Annotated in this window: 17 protein-coding genes; 7 read left to right on the forward strand and 10 right to left on the reverse strand. The window is 72.2% G+C overall.

Features of this window, described 5'->3' with window-relative positions; all coding sequences use genetic code 11:
- Positions 1-53: 53 nt before the first annotated feature.
- Positions 54-1,163, reverse strand: coding sequence for a hypothetical protein (locus AB0L21_RS15840; protein ID WP_365784504.1), 1,110 nt, complete (start codon positions 1,161-1,163; stop codon positions 54-56).
- Positions 1,164-1,358: 195 nt separating this feature from the next.
- On the opposite strand from AB0L21_RS15840, the gene AB0L21_RS15845 reads away from it, so the two are divergent.
- Entirely contained in the window at positions 1,359-1,844 is a 486-nt protein-coding gene (locus tag AB0L21_RS15845; protein WP_365784506.1) for a carboxymuconolactone decarboxylase family protein, read from the forward strand.
- 127 nt (positions 1,845-1,971) lie between these two features.
- Positions 1,972-2,964, forward strand: coding sequence for an aldo/keto reductase (locus tag AB0L21_RS15850; protein ID WP_365709011.1), 993 nt, complete (start codon positions 1,972-1,974; stop codon positions 2,962-2,964).
- Between the two features lie 189 nt (positions 2,965-3,153).
- Here AB0L21_RS15850 and thpR read toward each other — a convergent pair whose 3' ends face one another.
- Positions 3,154-3,726 carry an RNA 2',3'-cyclic phosphodiesterase gene (thpR, locus tag AB0L21_RS15855; protein ID WP_365784508.1) on the reverse strand — a complete coding sequence of 191 codons (573 nt, stop codon included), beginning with the start codon at positions 3,724-3,726 and terminating at the stop codon, positions 3,154-3,156.
- A gap of 40 nt (positions 3,727-3,766) precedes the next feature.
- Here thpR and AB0L21_RS15860 point away from each other — a divergent pair, with 40 nt between their 5' ends.
- Positions 3,767-4,291, forward strand: a complete 525-nt coding sequence (locus AB0L21_RS15860) for a GNAT family N-acetyltransferase (RefSeq protein WP_365709007.1) — start codon at positions 3,767-3,769, stop codon at positions 4,289-4,291.
- A 224-nt stretch (positions 4,292-4,515) separates the two neighbouring features.
- On the opposite strand, the gene AB0L21_RS15865 is transcribed toward AB0L21_RS15860, so the two are convergent.
- Both AB0L21_RS15865 and AB0L21_RS15870 read right to left on the reverse strand, forming a co-directional pair.
- Complete coding sequence (locus AB0L21_RS15865) at positions 4,516-5,787, reverse strand: MFS transporter (protein ID WP_365784510.1); 1,272 nt, start codon at positions 5,785-5,787, stop codon at positions 4,516-4,518.
- Between the two features lie 102 nt (positions 5,788-5,889).
- A complete protein-coding gene (locus AB0L21_RS15870; protein ID WP_365709003.1) occupies positions 5,890-6,327 on the reverse strand; it encodes a MarR family transcriptional regulator in 438 nt (145 codons plus the stop codon).
- 155 nt (positions 6,328-6,482) lie between these two features.
- Between AB0L21_RS15870 and AB0L21_RS15875 the strand changes: the two genes are divergently transcribed.
- Positions 6,483-6,665 (forward strand): ribbon-helix-helix protein, CopG family, encoded by a 183-nt coding sequence (locus tag AB0L21_RS15875; protein ID WP_030642981.1) that lies wholly within the window; start codon positions 6,483-6,485, stop codon positions 6,663-6,665.
- Between the two features lie 10 nt (positions 6,666-6,675).
- Here the strand turns inward: AB0L21_RS15875 and AB0L21_RS15880 are convergent, their stop codons facing one another.
- Complete coding sequence (locus AB0L21_RS15880) at positions 6,676-8,127, reverse strand: NCS2 family permease (RefSeq protein WP_365709001.1); 1,452 nt, start codon at positions 8,125-8,127, stop codon at positions 6,676-6,678.
- 150 nt (positions 8,128-8,277) lie between these two features.
- On the opposite strand from AB0L21_RS15880, the gene AB0L21_RS15885 reads away from it, so the two are divergent.
- Complete coding sequence (locus tag AB0L21_RS15885) at positions 8,278-8,544, forward strand: DUF2530 domain-containing protein (protein WP_365784512.1); 267 nt, start codon at positions 8,278-8,280, stop codon at positions 8,542-8,544.
- 74 nt (positions 8,545-8,618) lie between these two features.
- A complete protein-coding gene (locus tag AB0L21_RS15890) occupies positions 8,619-11,015 on the forward strand; it encodes an HAD-IC family P-type ATPase (RefSeq protein WP_365784514.1) in 2,397 nt (798 codons plus the stop codon).
- 16 nt (positions 11,016-11,031) lie between these two features.
- Here AB0L21_RS15890 and AB0L21_RS15895 read toward each other — a convergent pair whose 3' ends face one another.
- From AB0L21_RS15895 to AB0L21_RS15915, 5 genes are all read right to left on the reverse strand, one after another.
- On the reverse strand, positions 11,032-11,862 hold the full coding sequence (locus AB0L21_RS15895; RefSeq protein ID WP_365708995.1) for a hypothetical protein: 831 nt from the start codon (positions 11,860-11,862) through the stop codon (positions 11,032-11,034).
- Between the two features lie 201 nt (positions 11,863-12,063).
- A complete protein-coding gene (locus AB0L21_RS15900; RefSeq protein ID WP_365708993.1) occupies positions 12,064-12,951 on the reverse strand; it encodes a hypothetical protein in 888 nt (295 codons plus the stop codon).
- A gap of 40 nt (positions 12,952-12,991) precedes the next feature.
- On the reverse strand, positions 12,992-13,750 hold the full coding sequence (locus tag AB0L21_RS15905; RefSeq protein ID WP_365708991.1) for a calcium-binding protein: 759 nt from the start codon (positions 13,748-13,750) through the stop codon (positions 12,992-12,994).
- A 140-nt stretch (positions 13,751-13,890) separates the two neighbouring features.
- The gene (locus tag AB0L21_RS15910) at positions 13,891-17,019 is read right to left on the reverse strand and encodes a molecular chaperone Hsp90 (RefSeq protein WP_365784515.1); all 3,129 of its coding nucleotides are present in this window, start codon (positions 17,017-17,019) and stop codon (positions 13,891-13,893) included.
- A 1,062-nt stretch (positions 17,020-18,081) separates the two neighbouring features.
- Positions 18,082-19,008 (reverse strand): DUF3027 domain-containing protein, encoded by a 927-nt coding sequence (locus AB0L21_RS15915; RefSeq protein WP_365784517.1) that lies wholly within the window; start codon positions 19,006-19,008, stop codon positions 18,082-18,084.
- 267 nt (positions 19,009-19,275) lie between these two features.
- Between AB0L21_RS15915 and AB0L21_RS15920 the strand changes: the two genes are divergently transcribed.
- The gene (locus AB0L21_RS15920; RefSeq protein ID WP_365708986.1) at positions 19,276-20,670 is read left to right on the forward strand and encodes an MFS transporter; all 1,395 of its coding nucleotides are present in this window, start codon (positions 19,276-19,278) and stop codon (positions 20,668-20,670) included.
- Positions 20,671-20,740: the final 70 nt, after the last annotated feature.

A 20,740-nucleotide genomic window follows, 5' to 3' on the forward strand; every position in this document is an offset into this window, starting at 1 on the left:
CAAACTCCCGTCTGCCGCGCTCCGGGCGGACGACGGGAGTTTGACGACAGGACCTAGCCCCGCTCCCACACGTACAACGCCTCCCCCGAGTCGGCCGGCGTCACCCACCTGCCGTCGCCCAGGGTGGCCGTGGGCGGCCGGATGCCGACCGGTACCGGATAGGTGACCTCCATCGGCGTGCGCGTACCCGCCGTGTCGAGGAGCCAGTGCCGGCCCTGCCCCCACTCCTCGTCGCCCTCGACGGTCGAGCAGATCAGGGTCGTCTCGTCCAGGAAGCCGCCCGCCCAGTCCCAGAAGGGAAGCGCCTCGTCGTTGTCGGGCTCGGCCCCGGGATGCCGGGAGACGGCCGTCCCGGCGTCCCACTCCAGGTCCTCCAGCACGAAGCCGCAGGTGTCGCGGACCGCCAGCGCGTCCTGGTCGTGCGCCACCGTCATCAGCCGTTCGCCCGAGGGACTCAGGCCCACCAGCACCAGATCGCCCTCGACGTGACGGACGGACAGTTCCGTTCCGTCCCAGCGGCCCCAGCGCAGCGGTGACCCGTCCTGGCCCTCCCCGATGCTCAGTCCCATCTGCCCCGGATCCGCCGGGTGCGGCAGATGGAAGCTGCCCGACGCCGCGGCCCCGGCGTCGGCCCGCGCGAGCACCCGCCCGTCCCGCGCGTCCAGCAGCAGCCACTCGTCGACGACGCCCGGGCCCAACTCGCCCACCGTCAGCGACCCGCGTATGTGCGCCCACACGTACGCCCCGTCCACGGAGAACCCGGCCGAGCCGCGCTCCGGGTAGCGGTGGTCGGCGCGGTCGCCGTACTCCTCGTACGACGTGTGCAGTTCGCGGCAGGCGCCGTACCAGCAGCCGTGCCGGACCTCCCAGCGCGTCGCCCCCGACGGCTCCACCGCCCGCACCGCGTGGACGCCCGCGAACACGGCCAGGCTCGCGTCCGGCGCCACCGCCCACGTCCCGCGCCGGCGCGGCCAGGGCGCGGGCAGCCGCACCCGGTCCCCCGTCGGTGCGAAGGCGTCGTCCAGGGGCTGGACCCAGAGCGCGTCGTCGCCGCGCTGGGCCAGCAGGCGGCGGCCCGGCAGGCCGAGCAGTTCGGGGACGTCCGCCTCCGCGGACGGCAGGAGCGCGGGGACGACGGCACAGAGCCGGGCACGGACGGACACGGGACTCTCCAGGGGTGATGTGGCTGCGCGCACCCTACGGCACCCCTCTGACACCCCGTCGGCCCCGGCCGTGGGGTGGCGCAGGTCACACACCCGCGGTTGTCACACCGGCGGGCCGGCCGGCATCTCGTGGTCGACAGGACGCCGCGCCGACGACGTGGCGCGGTACCGACCCCGATCGATGAGGACCACGACATGGAACCCCGTCTCAACCTGATGACGAACGGCCTCGGCGCCAAGCTCGGCAAGCGGTTCGCCGACCTCAGCCTCGGGATCATGCGGTCGACACTGCCCCGGGCCACCCAGGAACTGGTGATGCTGCGCGCCAGCCAGATCAACGGCTGCGGCTGGTGCGTCGACCTCCACACCAAGGAGGCCGCGGCGGCCGGCGAGAGCGCGGTCCGCCTCCACCTGGTGGCCGCCTGGCGCCACTCCACCGTGTTCACCGAGGCCGAGCGGGCCGCGCTGGCCCTCGCCGAGGAGGGCACCCGGATCGCCGACGCCCACCCGGGCGTGTCCGACGAGACCTGGGCCCAGGTGCGCAAGCACTACGACGAGGAACAGAGCACCGCGCTGGTCTACCTGGTCGCCGTGATCAACGCGGCCAACCGGCTCGGCGTGATCGTCCACAACCAGGGCGGCTCCTACGAGCCCGGCATGTTCGGCGACCTGCCGAACTGAACGGCGGCTCGTGACACGCGCGCGTGCCGGGGCCGGCAGGACCTTGCCGGCCCCCGCACGCGTTCCTGACAGCGCTTGCCCCCACGCCCTTGCCTTGAGCGCACTCCAAGCCGTTGGCTGGTGGACCATGAAGTACACGCAGCTCGGACGCACGGGACTCAAGGTCAGCCGGCTCGTCCTCGGGACGATGAACTTCGGTCCGCAGACCGACGAAGCCGACAGCCACGCGATCATGGACGCGGCGCTGGACGCGGGCATCAACTTCTTCGACACGGCCAACGTGTACGGCTGGGGCGAGAACAAGGGCCGGACCGAGTCCATCATCGGCAACTGGTTCGCCAAGGGCGGCGGCCGGCGCGACAAGACCGTCATCGCCACCAAGGTGTACGGCAACATGGCCGCCGACGGCGACGCCTGGCCCAACCACGACAGGCTCTCCGCGCTGAACATCCGGCGCGCGGTGGACGCCAGCCTGCAGCGGCTGAAGACGGACCGCATCGACCTCTACCAGTTCCACCACATCGACCGGAACACCCCGTTCGAGGAGATCTGGCAGGCGATCGACGTCCTCGTCCAGCAGGGCAAGATCCTCTACGCCGGGTCCAGCAACTTCCCCGGCTACAAGATCGCCCAGGCCAACGAGATCGCCGCCCGCCGCGGCGGCACCATCGGCCTGGTCAGCGAGCAGTGCCTGTACAACCTGGCCGAGCGCCGCGCCGAGATGGAGGTCATCCCGGCCGCGCAGGACTACGGCCTCGGGGTCATCCCCTGGTCGCCGCTGCACGGCGGTCTGCTGGGCGGTGTCATCAAGAAGGAGGTCCAGGGCGGTCGCCGCGCCTCCGGCCGGGCCGCCGACACCCTCAAGGACCCGGCGGCCCGCGCGCGGATCCAGGCCTACGAGGACCTGCTCGACAAGCACGGCCTGGAGCCCGGCGAGGTGGCCCTGGCCTGGCTGCTGACCCGCCCCGGCGTGACGGGCCCGATCGTCGGCCCGCGCACCGCCGAACAGCTGGGGTCGGCCCTCAGGGCGGTCGAGCTGGAGCTCGGCGAGGACCTGCTGGCCGGCCTGGACGAGATCTTCCCGGGCCCGGGCCCGTCCCCGGAGGCGTTCGCCTGGTAAACGCCGGGAAGGGTCAGCGCCCGCAGGGGCGGCGGGGCCGCGACCGGCCGAGGACGGTCCGCAGCCGCGGTCCCCGCGCCCCGGGCGAACCGCTATCTGACGGCCGACGCCAAGGCCACCACCACAAACAGAAGAACGAGCGCACCGGCCATGATCCGGTTCCGGGTTTTCGGGTCCACGTATGCGAGACTAACCGGCCCCGCCCAACGCCCACCGCTCGACCACCTCGTACCGCGGCTGCTCCCCCGGCACCCCGGACGCCGGCAGCCGGCTGCGCACCAGCGCCAGGTCGGCCACGGTCCAGGTCCGGCCGGCGAACTCCGCGAGGCCCGCCACATACGGCCGTACGTCCACCGCCTCCCGGCTGCGGGCCAGCGTCAGATGGGCCGTGTAGCGCCGGTGTTCCCCCATCGGCACCCCGGCCTTCCGCGCCGCCGCCTCCGCCCGGTCGGCCAGCAGCCGCAGCGCCTCCACGTCTCCCCGGGCGCCCATCCACAGCGCGCGGCCCCGGCCGAACTGGCCGCCGCCGGCGAGCGAGAGCGGGAAGGGGTCCGTACGGTGGGCCGCGCGCGCCAGGCGGTCCGACAGGGCGGGTACGACGTCGTCGGCGACCTCACCGTAGAACGCGAGGGTGAAGTGCCAGCCGGGGCGGGCGGTCCAGCGCAGCCGGCCCGCACCCGGCAGCTGCCTCAACCGGGCCACCTCCGCGGCGAGTTCCTCCACGACGTCCCCGGGGGGCACTACGGCGGCGAAGAGTCTCATGCACCTCACGATCCCAGACCCCGGCGGGCATGATGGGCTCATGACGATCACCATTCGAGAAGGCGGCCCCGACGACCTGCCCGCGATACTCGGCATGCTCGACAGCAGTGTGGAGTGGCTCGTCTCACAGGGGCGGACCGGCCAGTGGGGCACCGAGCCGCTCTCGGAGCACACCAAGACCGTCGAGGCGGTCACACGAGCCGTGGACCAGGGCACCACGTACATCGCCGAGGTGGACGGCGTACCGGCCGCCACGCTCACTCTCACCGACGGGCCCGGCGCCTACCTGTCCCACCTTCCGCCGCCCGGCGAGCCGGAGCGGTACATCCACTGGCTCGCCTCCGACCGCCGCTTCAAGGGACAGGGCGTGGGCAGCGCACTGCTCGCGCACGCCGCCGAGGTGACCCGGCGGGCCGGCGTGGGCCTGCTCCGCGTGGACTGCTACGCGGGCGGCGACCGCGGTCTCGTCGCCTACTACGAGGCCAACGGCTTCACCCCGACGCACACCTACACCCACGGCCCGGACGACTGGCCGGGACAGGTGCTGGCCCGCAGGGTCGGCTAGGGCCTGTCCGACCATGCGCGTCGTCGCCCGAAGGGCGGCGGGCCGCGCGGCGTCAGGTGCGGCCGAAGGCCCGGGGAGTGCCGGCCCCAGGCCCTCGTACCGGACGTACTCGGGTCTGGGGCCGGTGCGGCGAGTGGGGGCACCGCCCACGCCCTTGAGGCAGCGGGGAAGCGTGCAGGGCCCTGCCCCTCCGGGAGACCCCTGCCGGAAACCGGCCGGGAGGCTCACGCCGCCGTCGCCAGCTGCTCCTGTTCGCGCGGCACGAACCGGACCCGCGGATGGCCGTGGTGCCAGCCCACCGACAGGCGCAGGCCGCCGATGCGGGCCAGGACCAGGCCGATCGCCCCGGCCGCCGCCGCCGACACCACACCGCCGGCCGCGAAGCCGACCCGGGCGCCGTAGGTGTCGGTGATCCAGCCGACCACCGGCGCGCCCAGCGGCGTACCGCCCATGAACACCATCATGAACAGGGCCATCACCCGGCCGCGCATGGCCGGGTCGGTGCCCATCTGCACGGCGGTGTTCGCGGTGACGTTGACGGTCAGGCCGAAGACCCCGATCGGCACCATGAGCAGCGCGAACAGCCAGTACGACGGCGCCACCGCGGCCACGGTCTCCAGGGCGCCGAAGGCCAGCGCGGCGGCGATCAGCACGCGCAGCCGGGCCGTGCCGCGCCGGGCGGCCAGCAGGGCACCGCCCAGGGAGCCGACGGCCATCAGGGTGTTGAAGAGGCTGTAGGCACCGGCTCCGGCGTCGAAGACGTCGTCCGCGTAGGCGGACAGCCACACCGGGAAGTTGAAGCCGAAGGTGCCGATGAAGCCGACGAGGACGATCGGCCAGATCAGCTCCGGCCGCTTCGCCACGTACCGCAGACCCTCGCGCAGCTGGCCCTTGCCGCGCGGCGCGCGCTCGACCACGTGCAGCTCGCGGGCGCGCATCAGCAGCAGGCCGGCGATCGGCGCGGCGAAGGACAGGCCGTTGGCGAGGAACGCCCAGCCGGTGCCCACGCCGGTGATCATCAGGCCGGCGACGGCGGGGCCTACCAGCCGGGCGGACTGGAAGTTCGCCGAGTTCAGGCTGACCGCGTTCTGCAGCTGCTCGGGGCCGACCATCTCGGAGACGAAGGACTGCCGGGCCGGGTTGTCGACCACCGTGGCGAGGCCGACGGCGAAGGCCGCGAGGTAGACGTGCCAGACCTGGACGTGGCCGGAGAGGGTCAGCGCGGCGAGCGCGAGACCGGTGACGGCCATCGCGGTCTGGGTGACCAGCAGGGTGGGGCGCTTGGGCAGGCGGTCCACGAGGACGCCGCCGTACAGGCCGAACAGCAGCATCGGCAGGAACTGCAGGGCCGTCGTGATGCCGACGGCAGCGGAGGAGCCGGTGAGGCTGAGGACCAGCCAGTCCTGGGCGATGCGCTGCATCCAGGTGCCGGTGTTGGAGACGACCTGGCCGATGAAGAAGAGGCGGTAGTTCCGGATCTTCAGCGAGCTGAACATCGAGGACTTACGGGAAACGGTGGTGGTAGGGGTGGTCGGTGCGGGGGCGGAAGGTGTTCCGGATCCCGTACTCAAAAGGGTTCGCCTCCTTGGATCATGCGCTTACAGGTGTGCGAGTTTCTCCAGCACGGGGGCGGCGGCGCGCAGAGTGGCCCACTCGTCCTCGTCGAGGCCCTCGACCAGGCCGGCCAGGAAGGCGTTGCGCTTGCGGCGGCTCTCTTCGAGCATGGCCTCGGCCTGCTCGGTCTGGGTGACGACCTTCTGGCGCCGGTCCTCGGGGTGCGGCTCCAGCCGGACCAGCCCCTTGGCTTCGAGCAGCGCGACGATGCGGGTCATCGACGGCGGCTGGACGTGCTCCTTGCGGGCCAGTTCGCCCGGGGTGGCGGAGCCGCAGCGGGCGAGGGTGCCGAGCACCGACATCTCGGTGGGGCTCAGCGACTCGTCGACCCGCTGGTGCTTGAGGCGACGGGACAGCCGCATCACGGCGGAGCGGAGTGCGTTCACGGCGGCTGCGTCGTCGCCATGGGTAAGGTCCGGCATGTTCTTTAGCGTAACTCATTACTCTCGCTAAAGACCAGTCGGACGCGCCCAAGATGCCCGTGACACCCGCCACTGAACCCCCCGATCACCCGTACGGGTGACCGGGTTCCGGAAAGTGACGCATCGGGCGGCCGGATGTGGCGACCCTCGTACACATGGGGACCAGTGTGCTCAGCCTGCGGATAGACGGGGAGCTGCTCGAACGGCTCCGGCACCACGCGGCCAGAAGAGGAATGAGCGTCCAGGACTATGTCGTCCGGACGCTCATTCGGGATGACTTCGACGAGCGGTTCCAGGCCGCCGTCGAGGAGACGGAGAAGTTCTACGGCGTCACCTGACGCCCACCGGTCAGGTCAGGCCCAGGGCCGGCATCAGGTAGTAGAAGGCGAAGACCGCCGAGACGACGTACATCGCCGCCGGGATCTCCCGGGCCCGCCCGGCGGCCAGGCGCAGCACCGTGAAGGTGATGAAGCCCATGCCGATGCCGTTCGTGATCGAGTAGGTGAACGGCATCATCAGCATCGTCACGAACGCCGGGATCGCGAGGGTGTAGTCCGCCCAGTCGATCTCCTTGATGGAGTTCGACAGGATCAGGAAGCCGACCGCGACCAGCGCCGGGGTGGCCGCCTGGGACGGGACCATCGTGGCGATCGGGGTGAGGAACAGCGCCACGGCGAACAGGCCGCCCGTGACGACGTTCGCGAAGCCGGTACGGGCGCCCTCGCCGACGCCGGCCGTGGACTCCACGAAGGCGGTGGTGGCCGAGGAGGAGCTGGCACCGCCCGCCGCGACCGCGAGGCCGTCCACGAACAGGACCTTGTTGATGCCCGGCATGTAGCCCTCGGCGTCCGTCAGCCTGGCCTCGTCGCTGATGCCCATGATCGTGCCCATCGCGTCGAAGAAGCACGACAGCAGGACCGTGAAGACGAAGAGGATGCCGGTCAGCACGCCGACCTTGGAGAAGCCGCCGAACAGGCTGACCTGGCCGACCAGGCCGAAGTCCGGAGTGGCGACCGGGTTGCCCGGCCACTTCGGGACCGTCAGTCCCCAGGACGGGATCGTGGCGACCGCGTTGATGATCACCGCGAGGACGGTCATGCCGACGATGGAGATGAGGATCGCACCCGGCACCTTGCGGACGATCAGCGCGAAGGTGAGGAGCGCGCCCAGGATGAAGATCAGCACCGGCCAGCCGGTGAGGTGACCGCCGGTGCCCAGCTGGACCGGCACGGTGGTCTGGGCGGCGTCGGGCATCCGGGTGACGAACCCGGAGTCGACCAGACCGATCAGCATGATGAACAGGCCGATACCGATCGCGATCGCCTTGCGCAGGCCGAACGGCACGGCGTTCATCACGCGCTCGCGCAGCCCGGTGGCGACCAGCAGCATGACCACGATGCCCGCGAGGACGACCATGCCCATGGCGTCCGGCCAGGACATGCGCGGCGCGAGCTGGAGGGCGACGACCGAGTTCACGCCGAGGCCGGCGGCGAGCGCGATCGGCACGTTGCCGATGACGCCCATCAGCAGCGTGGTGAACGCGGCCGTCAGCGCGGTCGCCGTCACCAGCTGGCCGTTGTCCAGGTGGTGCCCGTACATGTCCTTCGCGCTGCCGAGGATGATCGGGTTCAGCACGATGATGTACGCCATCGCAAAGAAGGTGGCGAAACCGCCACGGACCTCGCGGGCGAGGGTGCTGCCGCGCTCGGAGATCTTGAAGTAGCGGTCGAGGGCGCCGTAGGCGGGCGCGCCGCCCGGCTTTTCGGGGGTGGGGACCTTGGCGGGTGCCGAGGTGGACATGCGGGACCTCATCACCAGCGGGGTTCCCCCGAGCCCCGTTGGAGTTTCCTACGATCAGAAGTGGTCAAAGACAAACGGTTTCAGTATGAACGTATGAGTGCCAGATCGCTATCTCCGCGCGTAGACCCCGGCGGCGCTTAAGCTGTGCGCATGGCTAAGTGGACCCCCAAGCACGAGGCGCCGGAGCCCCTGGAGGGGCCCGTGGTCGCCACGATCACCGGCGGCACCCTCGTGTGGTTCGTCCTCTTCCTGGTCCAGCTCCCCTTCTACGGCTGGTTCGACGACCACGGGCACCTGTGGTGGCTGTGGACGTGCCTGGCCGGGGGCGGGCTGGGACTGATCGGGGTCTGGTACGTACGGAAGCGGGACGCCGCGCTGAAGCGGGCGGCGACTGTGAAGGCACCGTCGGCCGAATAGCCCGGCCGGCCACGGCCGGCCACTCGGTGCTCCGCGGTGGGCGGGCGGGCGGCATCGCACGTAACGTCGACTGCATGAGCCGTATAGACGCGGGCGCCGAACTCGACCCCGTGCATCCCGTGGCCCTGCCGAGAAGCCCCGCGGCCGGGCTGACCGCCGCCGAGGTCGCGGACCGCGTCAGCCGGGGCCTCGTCAACGACGTACCGGTGCGCGGCAGCCGGTCGCTCGGGGAGATCGTCCGGGCCAACGTCTTCACCCGGTTCAACGCGATCATCGGCGTCCTGTGGCTGATCATGCTGTTCGTCGCGCCGATCCAGGACAGCCTCTTCGGCTTCGTGATCCTCGCCAACACCGGCATCGGCATCGTCCAGGAGTGGCGGGCCAAACAGACCCTGGACTCCCTCGCGGTGATCGGGGAGGCCCGGCCGACGGTACGGCGGGACGGGGTCGCGACCGAGGTGGCCACCCATGAGATCGTCCTGGACGACCTCATGGAGATCGGCCCCGGCGACAAGATCGTGGTCGACGGGGTGTGCGCGGAGGCGGACGGGCTGGAGATCGACGAGTCGCTGCTCACCGGCGAGGCCGACCCCGTCGTCAAACGCCCCGGCGACCCGGTCCTGTCCGGAAGCTTCGTGGTCGCGGGCGGCGGCGCGTTCACGGCCACCAAGGTCGGCCGGGAGGCCTACGCCGCCCAGCTCGCCGAGGAGGCGTCCCGGTTCACGCTCGTCCACTCCGAGCTGCGCACCGGCATCTCCACGATCCTGAAGTACGTCACCTGGATGATGGTCCCGGCGGCCGTCGGACTCGTCGTCACCCAGCTCGTCGTCAAGAACGACGACCTGAAGGACGCCGTGGCCCGGACGGTCGGCGGGATCGTTCCGATGGTCCCCGAGGGCCTGGTGCTGCTCACCTCCGTGGCCTTCGCGATCGGCGTCATCCGCCTCGGCCGCAAGCAGTGCCTCGTGCAGGAGCTGCCCGCCATCGAGGGCCTGGCCCGCGTCGACACCGTCTGCCTGGACAAGACCGGCACGCTCACCGAGGGCGGCATGGACGTCACCGAGCTGCGGACCCTGGACGGCGCGGACGAGACGTACGTACGCAAGGTGCTCGGCGCGCTCGGCGAGTCCGACCCGCGTCCCAACGCCTCCCTCCAGGCGATCATCGACGCCTACCCGGACAGCGACGACTGGCGCTGCGTCGAGTCGCTGCCCTTCTCCTCCGCCCGCAGGTACAGCGGGGCCGCGTTCAGCGAGGGCGACGGCGAGACCAGCACCTGGCTGCTGGGCGCCCCCGACGTCCTCCTCGGCGCCGACGACCCCGCCCTGGCCGAGACCGAGCGCCTGAACGAGCAGGGCCTGCGCGTGCTGCTGCTGGCCCGCGCGCACCGCGACCTGGACGACGCCGAGCCGGCCCGGGGCGCCCGCCCCACCGCCCTGGTCGTCCTGGAGCAGCGGCTGCGGCCCGACGCCCCCGACACCCTGCGCTACTTCGCCGAGCAGAACGTCCGCGCCAAGGTCATCTCCGGTGACAACGCGGTCTCGGTCGGCGCGGTCGCCGCGAAGCTGGGCCTGGAGGGCACGGCGGTGGACGCGCGACGGCTGCCCGCCGAGCGGCCGGCGATGGCGAAGGCCCTGGACGCGGGGACCGTCTTCGGGCGGGTCAGCCCGCAGCAGAAGCGGGACCTGGTGGGTGCGCTCCAGTCGCGCGGGCACACGGTCGCGATGACCGGGGACGGCGTGAACGACGTACTGGCCCTGAAGGACGCGGACATCGGGGTCGCCATGGGCTCCGGTTCGGAGGCCACGCGGGCGGTCGCCCAGATCGTGCTGCTGAACAACAGCTTCGCGACCCTGCCCTCGGTGGTCGGCGAGGGCCGCCGGGTGATCGGCAACATCACGCGCGTGGCGACGCTGTTCCTGGTGAAGACGGTCTACTCGGTGCTGCTGGCGGTGCTGGTGGTGTGCTGGCAGGTGGAGTACCCGTTCCTGCCCCGGCACCTGACCCTGCTGTCCACGCTCACCATCGGCGTCCCGGCCTTCTTCCTGGCCCTCGCCCCGAACACCGAGCGGGCGAGACCGCACTTCGTGCGCCGGGTGATGCGGTACGCGGTCCCCGGCGGGGTGCTGGCCGGCGTCGCGACCTTCGCCACGTACCTGCTCGCGCGCCACCACTACACCGGCCCCGGCGCCCTGGCCGCGGAGACGAGCGCGGCCACCCTGACCCTGTTCCTGATCTCCATGTGGGTCCTGGCGATCATCGCCCGCCCCTACACCTGGTGGCGGGTGGCCCTGGTGGCCGCCATGGCCGTGGCCTTCCTGCTGGTGCTGGCCGTACCCGCGCTGCAGGGCTTCTTCGCGCTGAGGTTGGTCGGCATGACCATGCCGTGGACGGCGGTCGGCGTGGCCGCGGTGGCGGCGGCCGCCCTGGAGTACCTGTGGAGGTGGGTCGGCCGCCGCTTCCCGGACTGAGTCCGGTCGGGTGCCGCTACTGCACGTCGACGTAGTCAGCCGTGGCGCTGACCGCCGGAGTGGTCGAGGTGCCCGCGAAGCTGTAGCGCCAGTAGCCGTCGTAGTTCGCGGTGGTGGTGGTCTTCAGGTTGCCGTACGAGTCCGTGTACACCGTCTTGACGGTGGTCCAGGAGGTCGTGCCCGCCTTGAGGAACTGGAGCTTGACCGGCTGGCTCGTGTAGCCGTGGTACTGGTGGTCGTCCCAGCTGGCCCGGGTCAGCTTGCCCGTCACCGTGAGGGTCTTGCCCTTGCCGACCGGCTCGGGGCCCGCGTTGACCGTGAGCTTGGAGTAGCGCTGCACCAGGGTGCTGCCGAGACCGCTCTGGTCCTTGTAGCCGACCTTGCTCAGGTCGGGGTTGTTCTGGTCCTGGCCGTTGAAGGCGACGGCCTCGGCGGCCACGCCCCAGGACCCGGCCCAGGCGTTCTGCAGGTCCCCGTCGGCCGGGTAGATGTCGACCGTGCCCTTGCAGGTGGCCGTCGTCGCCGAGGTGGCGGTGCAGGTCGCCGGGTTGTCGCCGTACACCTCGGCGGTCGCGGTGTCGTACGAGCCCTTGTAGAGGAAGGCGTCGGTGTAGAAGTCCTTCGCCGTGATGTCCACGTCGGAGCCGTGCGTCAGCGTGTACGAGTAGGTGGCACTGACCTCGTTGGTGGTGCCGACCTTGATCGCCTTGGCGATGGTGACGTTCGAGAAGCTGACGTTCAGCGTGTACGGGGTGCCGGAGTCACCGGTGGCGTGTGCGGCCGGGACGGCGAAGGCGGAGAGGGCCAGGGCGCCGGAGACGGCAGCCACGGTGGCACGTATGCGCATGTACGTTCCCCTGGAGGGAGAGTTGATCGTGGAGTCGGTCGACTCACGCGATCAGACCCGCGAGGCAGGGCAGGGGTTGTACGGCAAGACCTCTTTCCGGCCAGATTTGGGCCGGGGATTACCGGAACATGACACAACTGAGAGGGAACGTTCCGGCCCCGGGAGCGACGGCAGGCACTCCCGGGGCCGGAGCCGTGCCGCTTACTTCACGTCGACGAAGTCACCCGCGGCGCTGACCGCCGGGGTGGTCGTGGTGCCCGCGAAGGAGAAGCGGTAGTAGCCGTCGGCCGTGGCCTTGGCCGTCGTCTTCAGGCTGCCCGTGGAGTCCGTCTTGACGGTCTTCAGCGTGGTGTAGGTGCTGGAGCCCTTCTTGCGGAACTGGAGCTTCACGGACTGGCCGGTGTAGCCGTGGTACTTGTGGTCCTCCCAGTTGGCGCGGGAGAGCCTGCCCGTGACGGTGAGGGTCTTGCCCTTCTTCACCGGCTCCGGGGAGGCGTTGACCGTCAGCGTGGAGTTGCGCTGGACCAGGGTGGTGCCCAGCCCGAACTGGACGGCGGACTTCTCGCTGTCGAAGTCCAGGGCGATGGCCGCGCCGTGCCAGGTGCCGGCCTGCGCGTTGCGCAGCTTCAGGTCGGCGTCGGTCTCGCGCGGGTTGATGTCGACCGGGCCCTTGCAGGTGGCCGTGGTGGCCGAGGTCTCGACACAGGTGGCCGGGTAGTTGCCGCCCTGGATGTTCTCCGGGTCGTCGGCGGAGCCCCGGTAGATCAGCGGGCCGGTGGCGAACGCGTCGCTGGTGACGTCGACGTCCGCGCCGTGGGTCAGCTTGTAGGTGACCGTGGTGGAGACCTTGTTGGTCGTCCCGACCTTGATCGCCTTCGTGATCTTGAAGTCGGAGAAGGAGACGTCCAGGTCGCCGATCGGCGCGGCGGTGGCGGTGAAGGCCGGCTTGCCCGAGGAGTGCTGCGCCACGGCCTTGAGGACGTCGGCGCGGTAGGACGAGCCGCCGTCCGCCGCGTACGCGGCCGGCAGGGCGACGGCGGAGAGCGCCAGGACGCCGGAGACGGCGGCCACGGTGGCACGAAGGTGCATGTGTTGTCCCTGAGTGGTGTGGAACGGTGGATCCGGCCGCTTACTTCACGTCGACGAAGTCACCGGTGGAGCTGACCGCCGAGGTGGTCGTGCCACCAGCGAAGGAGAAGCGGTAGTAGCCGTCGGCCGTGGCGGTGGTGGTCGTCTTCAGGTAGCCCTTGGAGTCCGCCTTGACGGTCTTCAGCGTGGTGTAGGTGCTGGAGCTCTTCTTACGGAACTGGAGCTTCACGGACTGCGAGCCGTAGCCGCCGTACTTCAGGGACTCCCAGTTGGCGCGGGTGAGGGCGCCCGTCACGGTGACGGTCTTGCCCTTCCTCACCGGCTCCGGGGAGGCGTTGGCGGTGAGCTTGGCGGCGCGCTGGAAGGAGAAGGAGCCGGCCTTCTCCTTCCAGATGTAGTCCTCGTCGTTGGCGTCGACCCACGCGTCCACGTACCAGGTGCCGGCGCTCTTGTTGGTGAGGTAGTCCGTCTTCGGGTCGATCTTCACCGAGGCGGTGCAGGTGGAGGTGGTGGCGTTGACCTTGGTGCAGGTGGGCTTGCCCGTGGTCGCGTACCCGTTGTCGGGGCCGTAGAGGTCGAACTCGTCCGCGCCCTTGATGCCCGAGTCGTCCGTGGCGGTCACGCTGACCTTGACGGTCACCGCGCTGGAGGTGCCGATCTGCACCTTGTTGTCGCCGTCCACGACCACCTTGGTGATCTTCGTGTCGCCCTGGCTGCCGTCGGCCTGGGCGGCCGGGACGGCGAGGGCGGACAGGGCCAGGGCGCCGCCGACGACGGCGACAGAGGCACGGATGCGCATGTGTGGTCCCCACGTTGAGATCTGGGGAGTCGGGTGACTCCGCAGATGTGACGCGGGGACAAGGTGAAAGGTTGTACGAGCCGTGAACATTCTGTGCGGGAGTGCGTGAGGGAGGAGTGACCCCGGCGGCACGGCCGGAGTCAGTCGAACCACCGGTCCCGCGCCAACTCCTCCGTCCGCGACGGGTCCTCCAGCAGCGCGGCCACCTCGAACCGCCGAGGCCACTGCCCCGCCGCCCACGCCAGCCCCGCCGCGACCCCCTCCACAGTGGCCGCGTGCAGAACACCGTCGTCGGTGAGCCGCCAGTCGATCTCCACGCCGTCCACGACGAGTTCCTCGTGCTCCACATAGGTGTCCGGCGTACGCGACCCGAGCAGCACCCGCACCGCGTCCGGCACGGCGTGCTCCGACCCCTCGGAGTGCACCTCACCGGTGACGGACTCGCTCAGCCGCCGCACCTGGAACAGCTCGGCCAGCTCGGCGGCCCGCGCCGGCCGGACCGGCAGCAGCGGCACACCCGAGGTGAACGGCAGCAGGTCCGGCGAGTCGACCACGACGGCCGACCCGGCGTCCACGACCTCCACCCGCCCGTCGACCACGGCGCGCAGCTCGTCCGGCAGGGTCACCTGCTCGGGATCCAGCTCCGCCAACGCGCTGTACAGCCCGTGCAGTTGGGCGGGCGTGACGGGCCGCTCCGGGTCGGCGAGGCGGTCCAGCAGCTCGGCGGCGCCACCCGGCTCGTCCAGCAGCGCGGCGACGGAGGTGCGCACGCCGAGCGCCCGCAGCACCTGCTCGTCCTCGAACCCGGTGGCGTCGGCCTCGTCGTACAGCCCGCGCAGCAGTGGGTCCCCGCCCGCCGCCAACAGGCCGGCGGGCTTGCGGCCGTCCAGCACCGGGTGCCCGCGCAGCCACCACGCGGTGTACGGCCGTACGGCCTCATGGGTGCCGTCGGGCAGCAGGATGCGCACGGGCTGGGTGAGGGCGTCCCGCAGCGGGGGCCGGGCCAGCAGGGCGAGCGCCTCGGGCCAGTGGTCGTCGTCCACCAGGTCCAGGTCGCGGACGGCGACGAGTTCCGTGGCGACCGGCGGCACCGGGCTGTCCGGGAACCGGTCGAGGATGTCCTCGCACCACACGTCCACGGCGTCCAGCAGACCGGCGTCGTCGGGCTCGGCGTAGTCGCCCTCCCGGGGCTCCAGCTCGTCCGGGTCCAGCACGACGTCCGTGGCCCGGACGAGCGCGAAGTCGGCGAGCACCCCGCACGCGGCGAGCGGCTGCTCCCCCCACTTCTGCGCCAGATCCGCGTCCACGGCGGCCAGTTCACCCTCCCGGATCACCCGGGCGAAGGGACTGCCGGGAAACACCAGCTCACCGGCCGGCGCGAGTTCCCCGTCCTCGTCGGGCAGCGCGAGGGCACCCAGCCAGGGCTCGTCCCCCGGTTCGAGCCCCGCGTCCCGCACCAGCCCGAGCACCGTGTCGGCCAGCTCCTCGGCGTCCGGCGCGTCCTCCTCCCAGCCGAAACCGCCGTCATCCTCCAGCGAGCCCGCCACGGCGGCCCGGACCTGCGGGGTGGTCAGCACCGCGCGCGGGGTCGCGGGCAGCGCGCCCAGCTTCTCCAGCAGCGGATGCGCGGCGTCCGCGTCGGCCACCTTCAGCCCGAGCCGCCCCAGCACGTCCGGATCGATCCGGGCGGCGTCCGGCGTGGGCAGCAGCACCTGCCGTGGCCCGATCGTGGTCCGCCTGTCGGCGAGCGGCACCGGCAGCCCCGACAACCGCTCCGGATCGACCCCGGCGAGGCTGTCGTACAGCCGCCACCACCACTCCGGCTCCTTCTCCAGCCCGGCCAGCCGGTCGACGGCGTCGGCGAGCGGCAGCCGGGCGACCCCGAGGGTACGCAGCTCGACGCGCCGCTCCAGCCCCGCCGGGAGCAGGGTGGGCAGCACCTCGGCGAGCACCCGCACGGTGCCGGCCCCGGCCCCCTCCACGATCTCGGCGTCCCGGGGCCGCAGCGCCTCCGGCAACTCGTCGTCGCCCTTCGCCTCGACGGCCGGGGGCAGGAAGGCGGTACGCGGCAGCCGCTCCAGCACAGCCTGCCGCAGGGCCCCGTCCAACGCGCCCTTGCCGAGCGGCCCCGGCACGAGATCGATGATCCCGGCCAGCACCGGCCGCCAGGCGGCGAGCAGTTCGGCGTAGGCGTCCGCAGCGCGCTCCACCAGGAAGTCGGTGAGCGGACCGGGCGCCGCGTGCCGGCGGGTGGTGTCCAGCGGGAACGAGGCGATGAGCAGGGCGGGCACACCGAGGGGCTCGTCACTCGGCGTCGGCGCGTGCACGACCGGACTCGTACGGGGCCTCACCGGGGCACCGTAGGCGTCGACGGGCACGGCCCAGGTCACCGACCAGTGCGGCCGCAACCGCTCCTCGACCGGCCGGCCGGCGAGGAGATCGGGCGTGAGCGCCCCGTTCGCCGACGCCGTACGCCAGTTGGTGATGCCGTCCCGGGAGTCCTCCACGATGGTGAAGGGGCCGTCGGTCCGCCGGCTGAGCGTGCGAGGAGCCTCCCCGTTGACCTCCACGACGACCTCCGCCAGCCCCGGCAGGGCGAGGAGCAGGGCGTCGTCGATGCCGTCGAGCAGCCGCTCGGCGAGATCGGCGGCGGCGGCGTCACGCAGCGGCAGGATGACGGCGGTGTCGTACGGGTCCGGAGCCGTGCCCTCGGCGGCGAAGGGCAACCGCAGCAGGGGCACGTGCCCGTCCCGCCGCCGCACCTCGTCCCCCAGCCCAGGACTGTGCCGAGCGGTGTCGGCGGCCAGCTCCCTCGCTTCCGCGAGGGACCAGCGCACACCCCCGTGCCGCCCCACGATCGCCGGTTCATCGGTGACGGCGAGTACGGCGGCGAACCCGACCCCGAACCGGCCGACGGCACCCTGCGTCGCCTCGGTGTCCCGCTTCGCGGAGGCCCGCAGCGTGGACAACGACTCGACACCGGCCGCGTCCAGCGGGGCCCCGGTGTTCGCGGCCACGAGCACGCCGTCGCGGAGGGTGAGCCGCAACCGCCCCGGCACGTGCGCCCGCGCGGCGGCGTCAGCGGCGTTCTGAGCCAGCTCGACGACGAGCCGGTCCCGGTACCCACCGAGAACCAGATCCTCCTCGGCGTTGGCGTCCTCCCGGAACCGGGCGGGGCTGGTCGCCCAGGCGTCGAGAACACCGCGACGCAGACGGGCGGTGCCGAAGGGGTCGGCGCCCTCGGCCGCCGGCCGCACGAACTTGCTCACGTTGACTCTCCTCTACGACGTGAGGACGAAGGTACAGCGAGGACGGGCCGGAGGCCGAAGGGAGAGGTCGGGGGGTGGGGGTGGCCGGGGTGCACGGGTGCTCGGGGTGCTCGGGGTGCTCGGGGGTGCTCGGGGTGCTCGGGCTGCCCGGGCTGCCCGGGCTGCCCGGGCTGCCCGGGCTGCCCGGGCTGCCCGGGGGTGTTGATGTCGCCGGTGCCGAGAAGTGACCGTTGGGCCGCTCGCTTCTCGGCCAGTGTCGTGCTTCCACGGCCCGCCTCAAGGGCGCGTTCCGCGTCGCCTTCGGCGATGGGCCTCCGGCCCACCCTTGACCCGGCCCGCTCCAGCACGAGGAAGAAGCGAGCGAGCGACCCGAAGAGACGGTGGCCCCAGCGGTAACGGGCCCTCGGGTTGGCTGGGTCCGCATCGTCGGCGGGGGACGCGCGAACGCGCCTCGCCAGCACGCCGGGCCGGTTCAGCGGCGAACGGTGAGTGGGCGGGGCGCGGTCTCGCCTCGCCAGCACGCCGGGTGGGATCGGCGGCTGCGGCTCATCCCGGGAATCCGGGGAGTCCCGGGACTCCCCGGGGGCCTCGCCTCGCCCCTCCAGAGGGTGATTGGCGCGATTGGGCCAAGATGCGGGGTAGGTCAGGTGGCGGGAGGTCCGCTGGGGGTGGCCCAAATCCGCCAATCACCGGGCCCGTGTGACCCCAGGGGCTCATGGGACGCCACCCCCTCCCCCTCCCTCCCCCCCACCCACCCCAAGCCGCCGAACCCACCCGGCGTGCAGGCGAGGCGCGACCGCGTACCCCTAGCGCCGGGGGCGGACCCGGCTTGCCCACGGGCCCGCACCGGTAGGCGGCCACTTTGCCCCGGCCGCCCGCTCGCTTCTCCCTCGTGCTGGAGTGAGCCGAGTCAAGGGTGGGCCGGAGGCCCATCGCCGAAGGCGACGCGCAGCGCCCTTTACTCGGCTCGCGGAAGCACGACACTGGCCAAAGAAGCGGGCGGCCCGGCGGCAACCGTCTCAGCGCCGGGCGGCGGGATCGTGCCGTACCGCAGTTTCAGGGTCAGGAGTGGCCGAGTTCCGCTGTCTCGTCGTCGCCGGTCTCCGGGACCGAGCCGGAGTCGCGGGCCGGGCGGAGCGGGAAGGGGTCGACCCGGGTCTCGTCGACGACCGGCGGGGCCGGCTGCGGGGGCTTCGGCATGACCGCCGCCTCGGAGTGGCCGCCGCAGCCGTAGGCGAGGGAGACCACGCGGCCGTCCGCCGGGGAGAACTCGTTGGCGCAGACGCCGAAGGCCTGGCCGAGGGAGCCACCGATGGGCGTGAGGAAGCCGCAGGTCATGCAGGTGGCGGGGGCCGCCTGGGCCATGGCCGTCTTCGGGCCGAAGGACTCTTCCCAGCGGTCGGCGGCGCTGTGCAGGCCGTAGCGGGACAGGACGCGGGCGCGGCGCATGCCCAGTTCCTCGGCGACGGACGCGATGGAGCCGCGGGACGGGGTCGTCGGCTGGGCGGCGGGGGCGCCCGGCGTGACGTCGGCGTCCTCGGCCTCCGCCAGTTCCCGCATCTCCTCGGAGACCGCCGAGTTCGGCGGCGGCTCCTCCTCGCCCGTGTAGCCGGGCTCCAGGCGCAGGTCGTCCTGGTCGGTGGGCAGCAGGTCGCCGGGGCCGAGGTCGCCGGGGCGCAGGCGCTCGCTCCACGGGACCCACTCGGGGGCGAGGAGGGCGTCGGGGCCGGGGAGGAGGACGACCTCGTCGAGCGTGACGATCTTGGCGCGGGAGGCGCGGGCCACCGTCACGGCCCAGCGCCAGCCGCGGTAGCCCAGCTCCTCGCACTCGAAGAAGTGCGTGACAACGCGGTCGCCCTCGGAGACCAGGCCGGCGTGCTCGCCGACCACGCCGGGCGCGGCGGCCTCCTCGGCGGCGGTGCGGGCGAGGTCGACGGCCTCGGCGCACAGGCGGTCGGGGGTGCGGCTTCGCGTTGTCGCTGCGCTCACAGGTATCGCTTCTCTCCTACGCCGTCTCGTCGAGTGCGGCTGCCTCCGGCGGTTTCGCCGACGGAGCGGACCTGGGGACCGCATCGACGTCTGCATCCGCGCGCCTGGGCGCACCTCTGCCATCCATTCTGCGTTATGGCTGAGATAGGCACGCTACACCGGACGGGATTCGCGCATATTCCCACCCGCCCCTCTGCCTGCGCCGACCGGGGTCGTGTGCCGCCACACCCGTCCGATCCGCACTATCCAGCCGTGTCTCGGGGCACTATGAACGTCGTGGCAGCCGCGGACAGGGCGAATGGTCGGGGCGGCGGTTCGGGCCGGGTGGGTGGTGCCGTCCGCTCGGTCGGCCGTGCCCTGCACTTTCCCGTGACCGGCGCAGCCCGGGGCATCCGCAGGGCCACGCACGCGCACGGCGCTGGTGAGTCGGGTCTGGGCAAGCTGATCGAGTTGCACGCGGTGAACGGCGCGGGGGATGTCATGGTCACCGTGGCGCTCGCGTCCACGGTGTTCTTCTCGGTGCCGACCGACGAGGCGCGCGGCCGGGTCGCCCTCTATCTCGCCATCACCATGGCGCCGTTCACGGTCCTCGCGCCCGTGATCGGTCCTCTCCTGGACCGGCTGCCGCACGGGCGGCGGGCCGCGATGGCGGGGGCGATGCTGGCGCGGGCCCTGCTGTCGCTGATCATCTCGGGGGCGGTGGCGAGCGGCGGTCTGGAGCTTTATCCGGCCGCGCTGGGCGTGCTGGTGGCGTCGAAGGCGTACGGAGTGGTCCGCAGTGCCGTCGTACCACGGCTGCTGCCCCCGCGGTTCTCGCTCGTGAAGGCCAACTCCCGGGTGACCCTCGCCGGGCTGCTGGCCACCGGTGCCGCAGCGCCGGTCGCGGCGGGGCTGCACGCCCTCGGCGATCCGTGGCCGCTCTACGGCGCCTTCGTGATCTTCATTGCCGGTACGTTTCTGTCGTTCTCCCTGCCGCCCAAGGTGGACTCGGCCAAGGGCGAGGACGTGGCGCTGCTCGCGGCCGACGAGCAGCATCTGCACGGGCCGCGCCGGGAGCAGGTCAAGCGGCCGGGGCTGCGGACGGTCGGGCCGGCCGTCACGCACGCGCTCGGCGCCAACGCCGCTCTGCGCTGTCTGTCCGGCTTTCTGATCTTCTTCCTCGCCTTCCTGCTGCGCGAGCATCCGCTGACCGGGGAGAGCGCGGCGGTGTCGCTGGGGATAGTGGGCGTCGCGGCCGGCGCGGGCAACGCCCTCGGTACGGCCGTGGGGGCCTGGCTCCGTTCCCGCGCGCCGGAGATCATCATCGTGACCGTGGTCGCGGTGGTGCTCGGTACGGCGCTCGTCGCGGCCCTCTTCTTCGGGGCGTTCCTGGTGGCCTGTCTGGCCGCGGTCGCCGGGTTCGCGCAGGCGCTGGCCAAGCTGGCGCTGGACGCGCTGATCCAGCGGGACGTGCCCGAGCTGGTGCGTACCTCGGCGTTCGCCCGCTCGGAGACGCTGCTGCAGATGGCGTGGGTGTTCGGTGGCGCGGTCGGCATCGTGATGCCGCTCAACGGCACGGCCGGGCTGCTGGTCGGCGCCGCGTTCGTGGCCGCCGGCTGGCTGAGCACGCTGAAGGGGCTGCTCGCCTCGGCCCGGCACGGTGGCCGGACCCGGGTGGCGTGACGCCGTGGGGGCACGGGCACGCGTGGCGTAACGAACCGGGCACGCCGTACCCCACGTGGGCGGACGGCTC

This window comes from Streptomyces sp. NPDC052721 (assembly GCF_040678315.1).
Classification (GTDB): domain Bacteria; phylum Actinomycetota; class Actinomycetes; order Streptomycetales; family Streptomycetaceae; genus Streptomyces.

Excerpts from the sequence above, each read along its gene's own strand:
- AB0L21_RS15845 (WP_365784506.1), top strand. The coding sequence starts at position 1,359 with ATGGAACCCCGTCTCAACCTGATGACGAACGGCCTCGGCGCCAAGCTC.
- AB0L21_RS15850 (WP_365709011.1), top strand. The coding sequence starts at position 1,972 with ATGAAGTACACGCAGCTCGGACGCACGGGACTCAAGGTCAGCCGGCTC.
- thpR (WP_365784508.1), bottom strand. The coding sequence starts at position 3,726 with ATGAGACTCTTCGCCGCCGTAGTGCCCCCCGGGGACGTCGTGGAGGAA.
- AB0L21_RS15860 (WP_365709007.1), top strand. The coding sequence starts at position 3,767 with ATGACGATCACCATTCGAGAAGGCGGCCCCGACGACCTGCCCGCGATA.
- AB0L21_RS15865 (WP_365784510.1), bottom strand. The coding sequence starts at position 5,787 with ATGTTCAGCTCGCTGAAGATCCGGAACTACCGCCTCTTCTTCATCGGC.
- AB0L21_RS15870 (WP_365709003.1), bottom strand. The coding sequence starts at position 6,327 with ATGCCGGACCTTACCCATGGCGACGACGCAGCCGCCGTGAACGCACTC.
- AB0L21_RS15875 (WP_030642981.1), top strand. The coding sequence starts at position 6,483 with ATGGGGACCAGTGTGCTCAGCCTGCGGATAGACGGGGAGCTGCTCGAA.
- AB0L21_RS15880 (WP_365709001.1), bottom strand. The coding sequence starts at position 8,127 with ATGTCCACCTCGGCACCCGCCAAGGTCCCCACCCCCGAAAAGCCGGGC.
- AB0L21_RS15885 (WP_365784512.1), top strand. The coding sequence starts at position 8,278 with ATGGCTAAGTGGACCCCCAAGCACGAGGCGCCGGAGCCCCTGGAGGGG.
- AB0L21_RS15890 (WP_365784514.1), top strand. The coding sequence starts at position 8,619 with ATGAGCCGTATAGACGCGGGCGCCGAACTCGACCCCGTGCATCCCGTG.
- AB0L21_RS15895 (WP_365708995.1), bottom strand. The coding sequence starts at position 11,862 with ATGCGCATACGTGCCACCGTGGCTGCCGTCTCCGGCGCCCTGGCCCTC.
- AB0L21_RS15900 (WP_365708993.1), bottom strand. The coding sequence starts at position 12,951 with ATGCACCTTCGTGCCACCGTGGCCGCCGTCTCCGGCGTCCTGGCGCTC.
- AB0L21_RS15905 (WP_365708991.1), bottom strand. The coding sequence starts at position 13,750 with ATGCGCATCCGTGCCTCTGTCGCCGTCGTCGGCGGCGCCCTGGCCCTG.
- AB0L21_RS15920 (WP_365708986.1), top strand. The coding sequence starts at position 19,276 with ATGAACGTCGTGGCAGCCGCGGACAGGGCGAATGGTCGGGGCGGCGGT.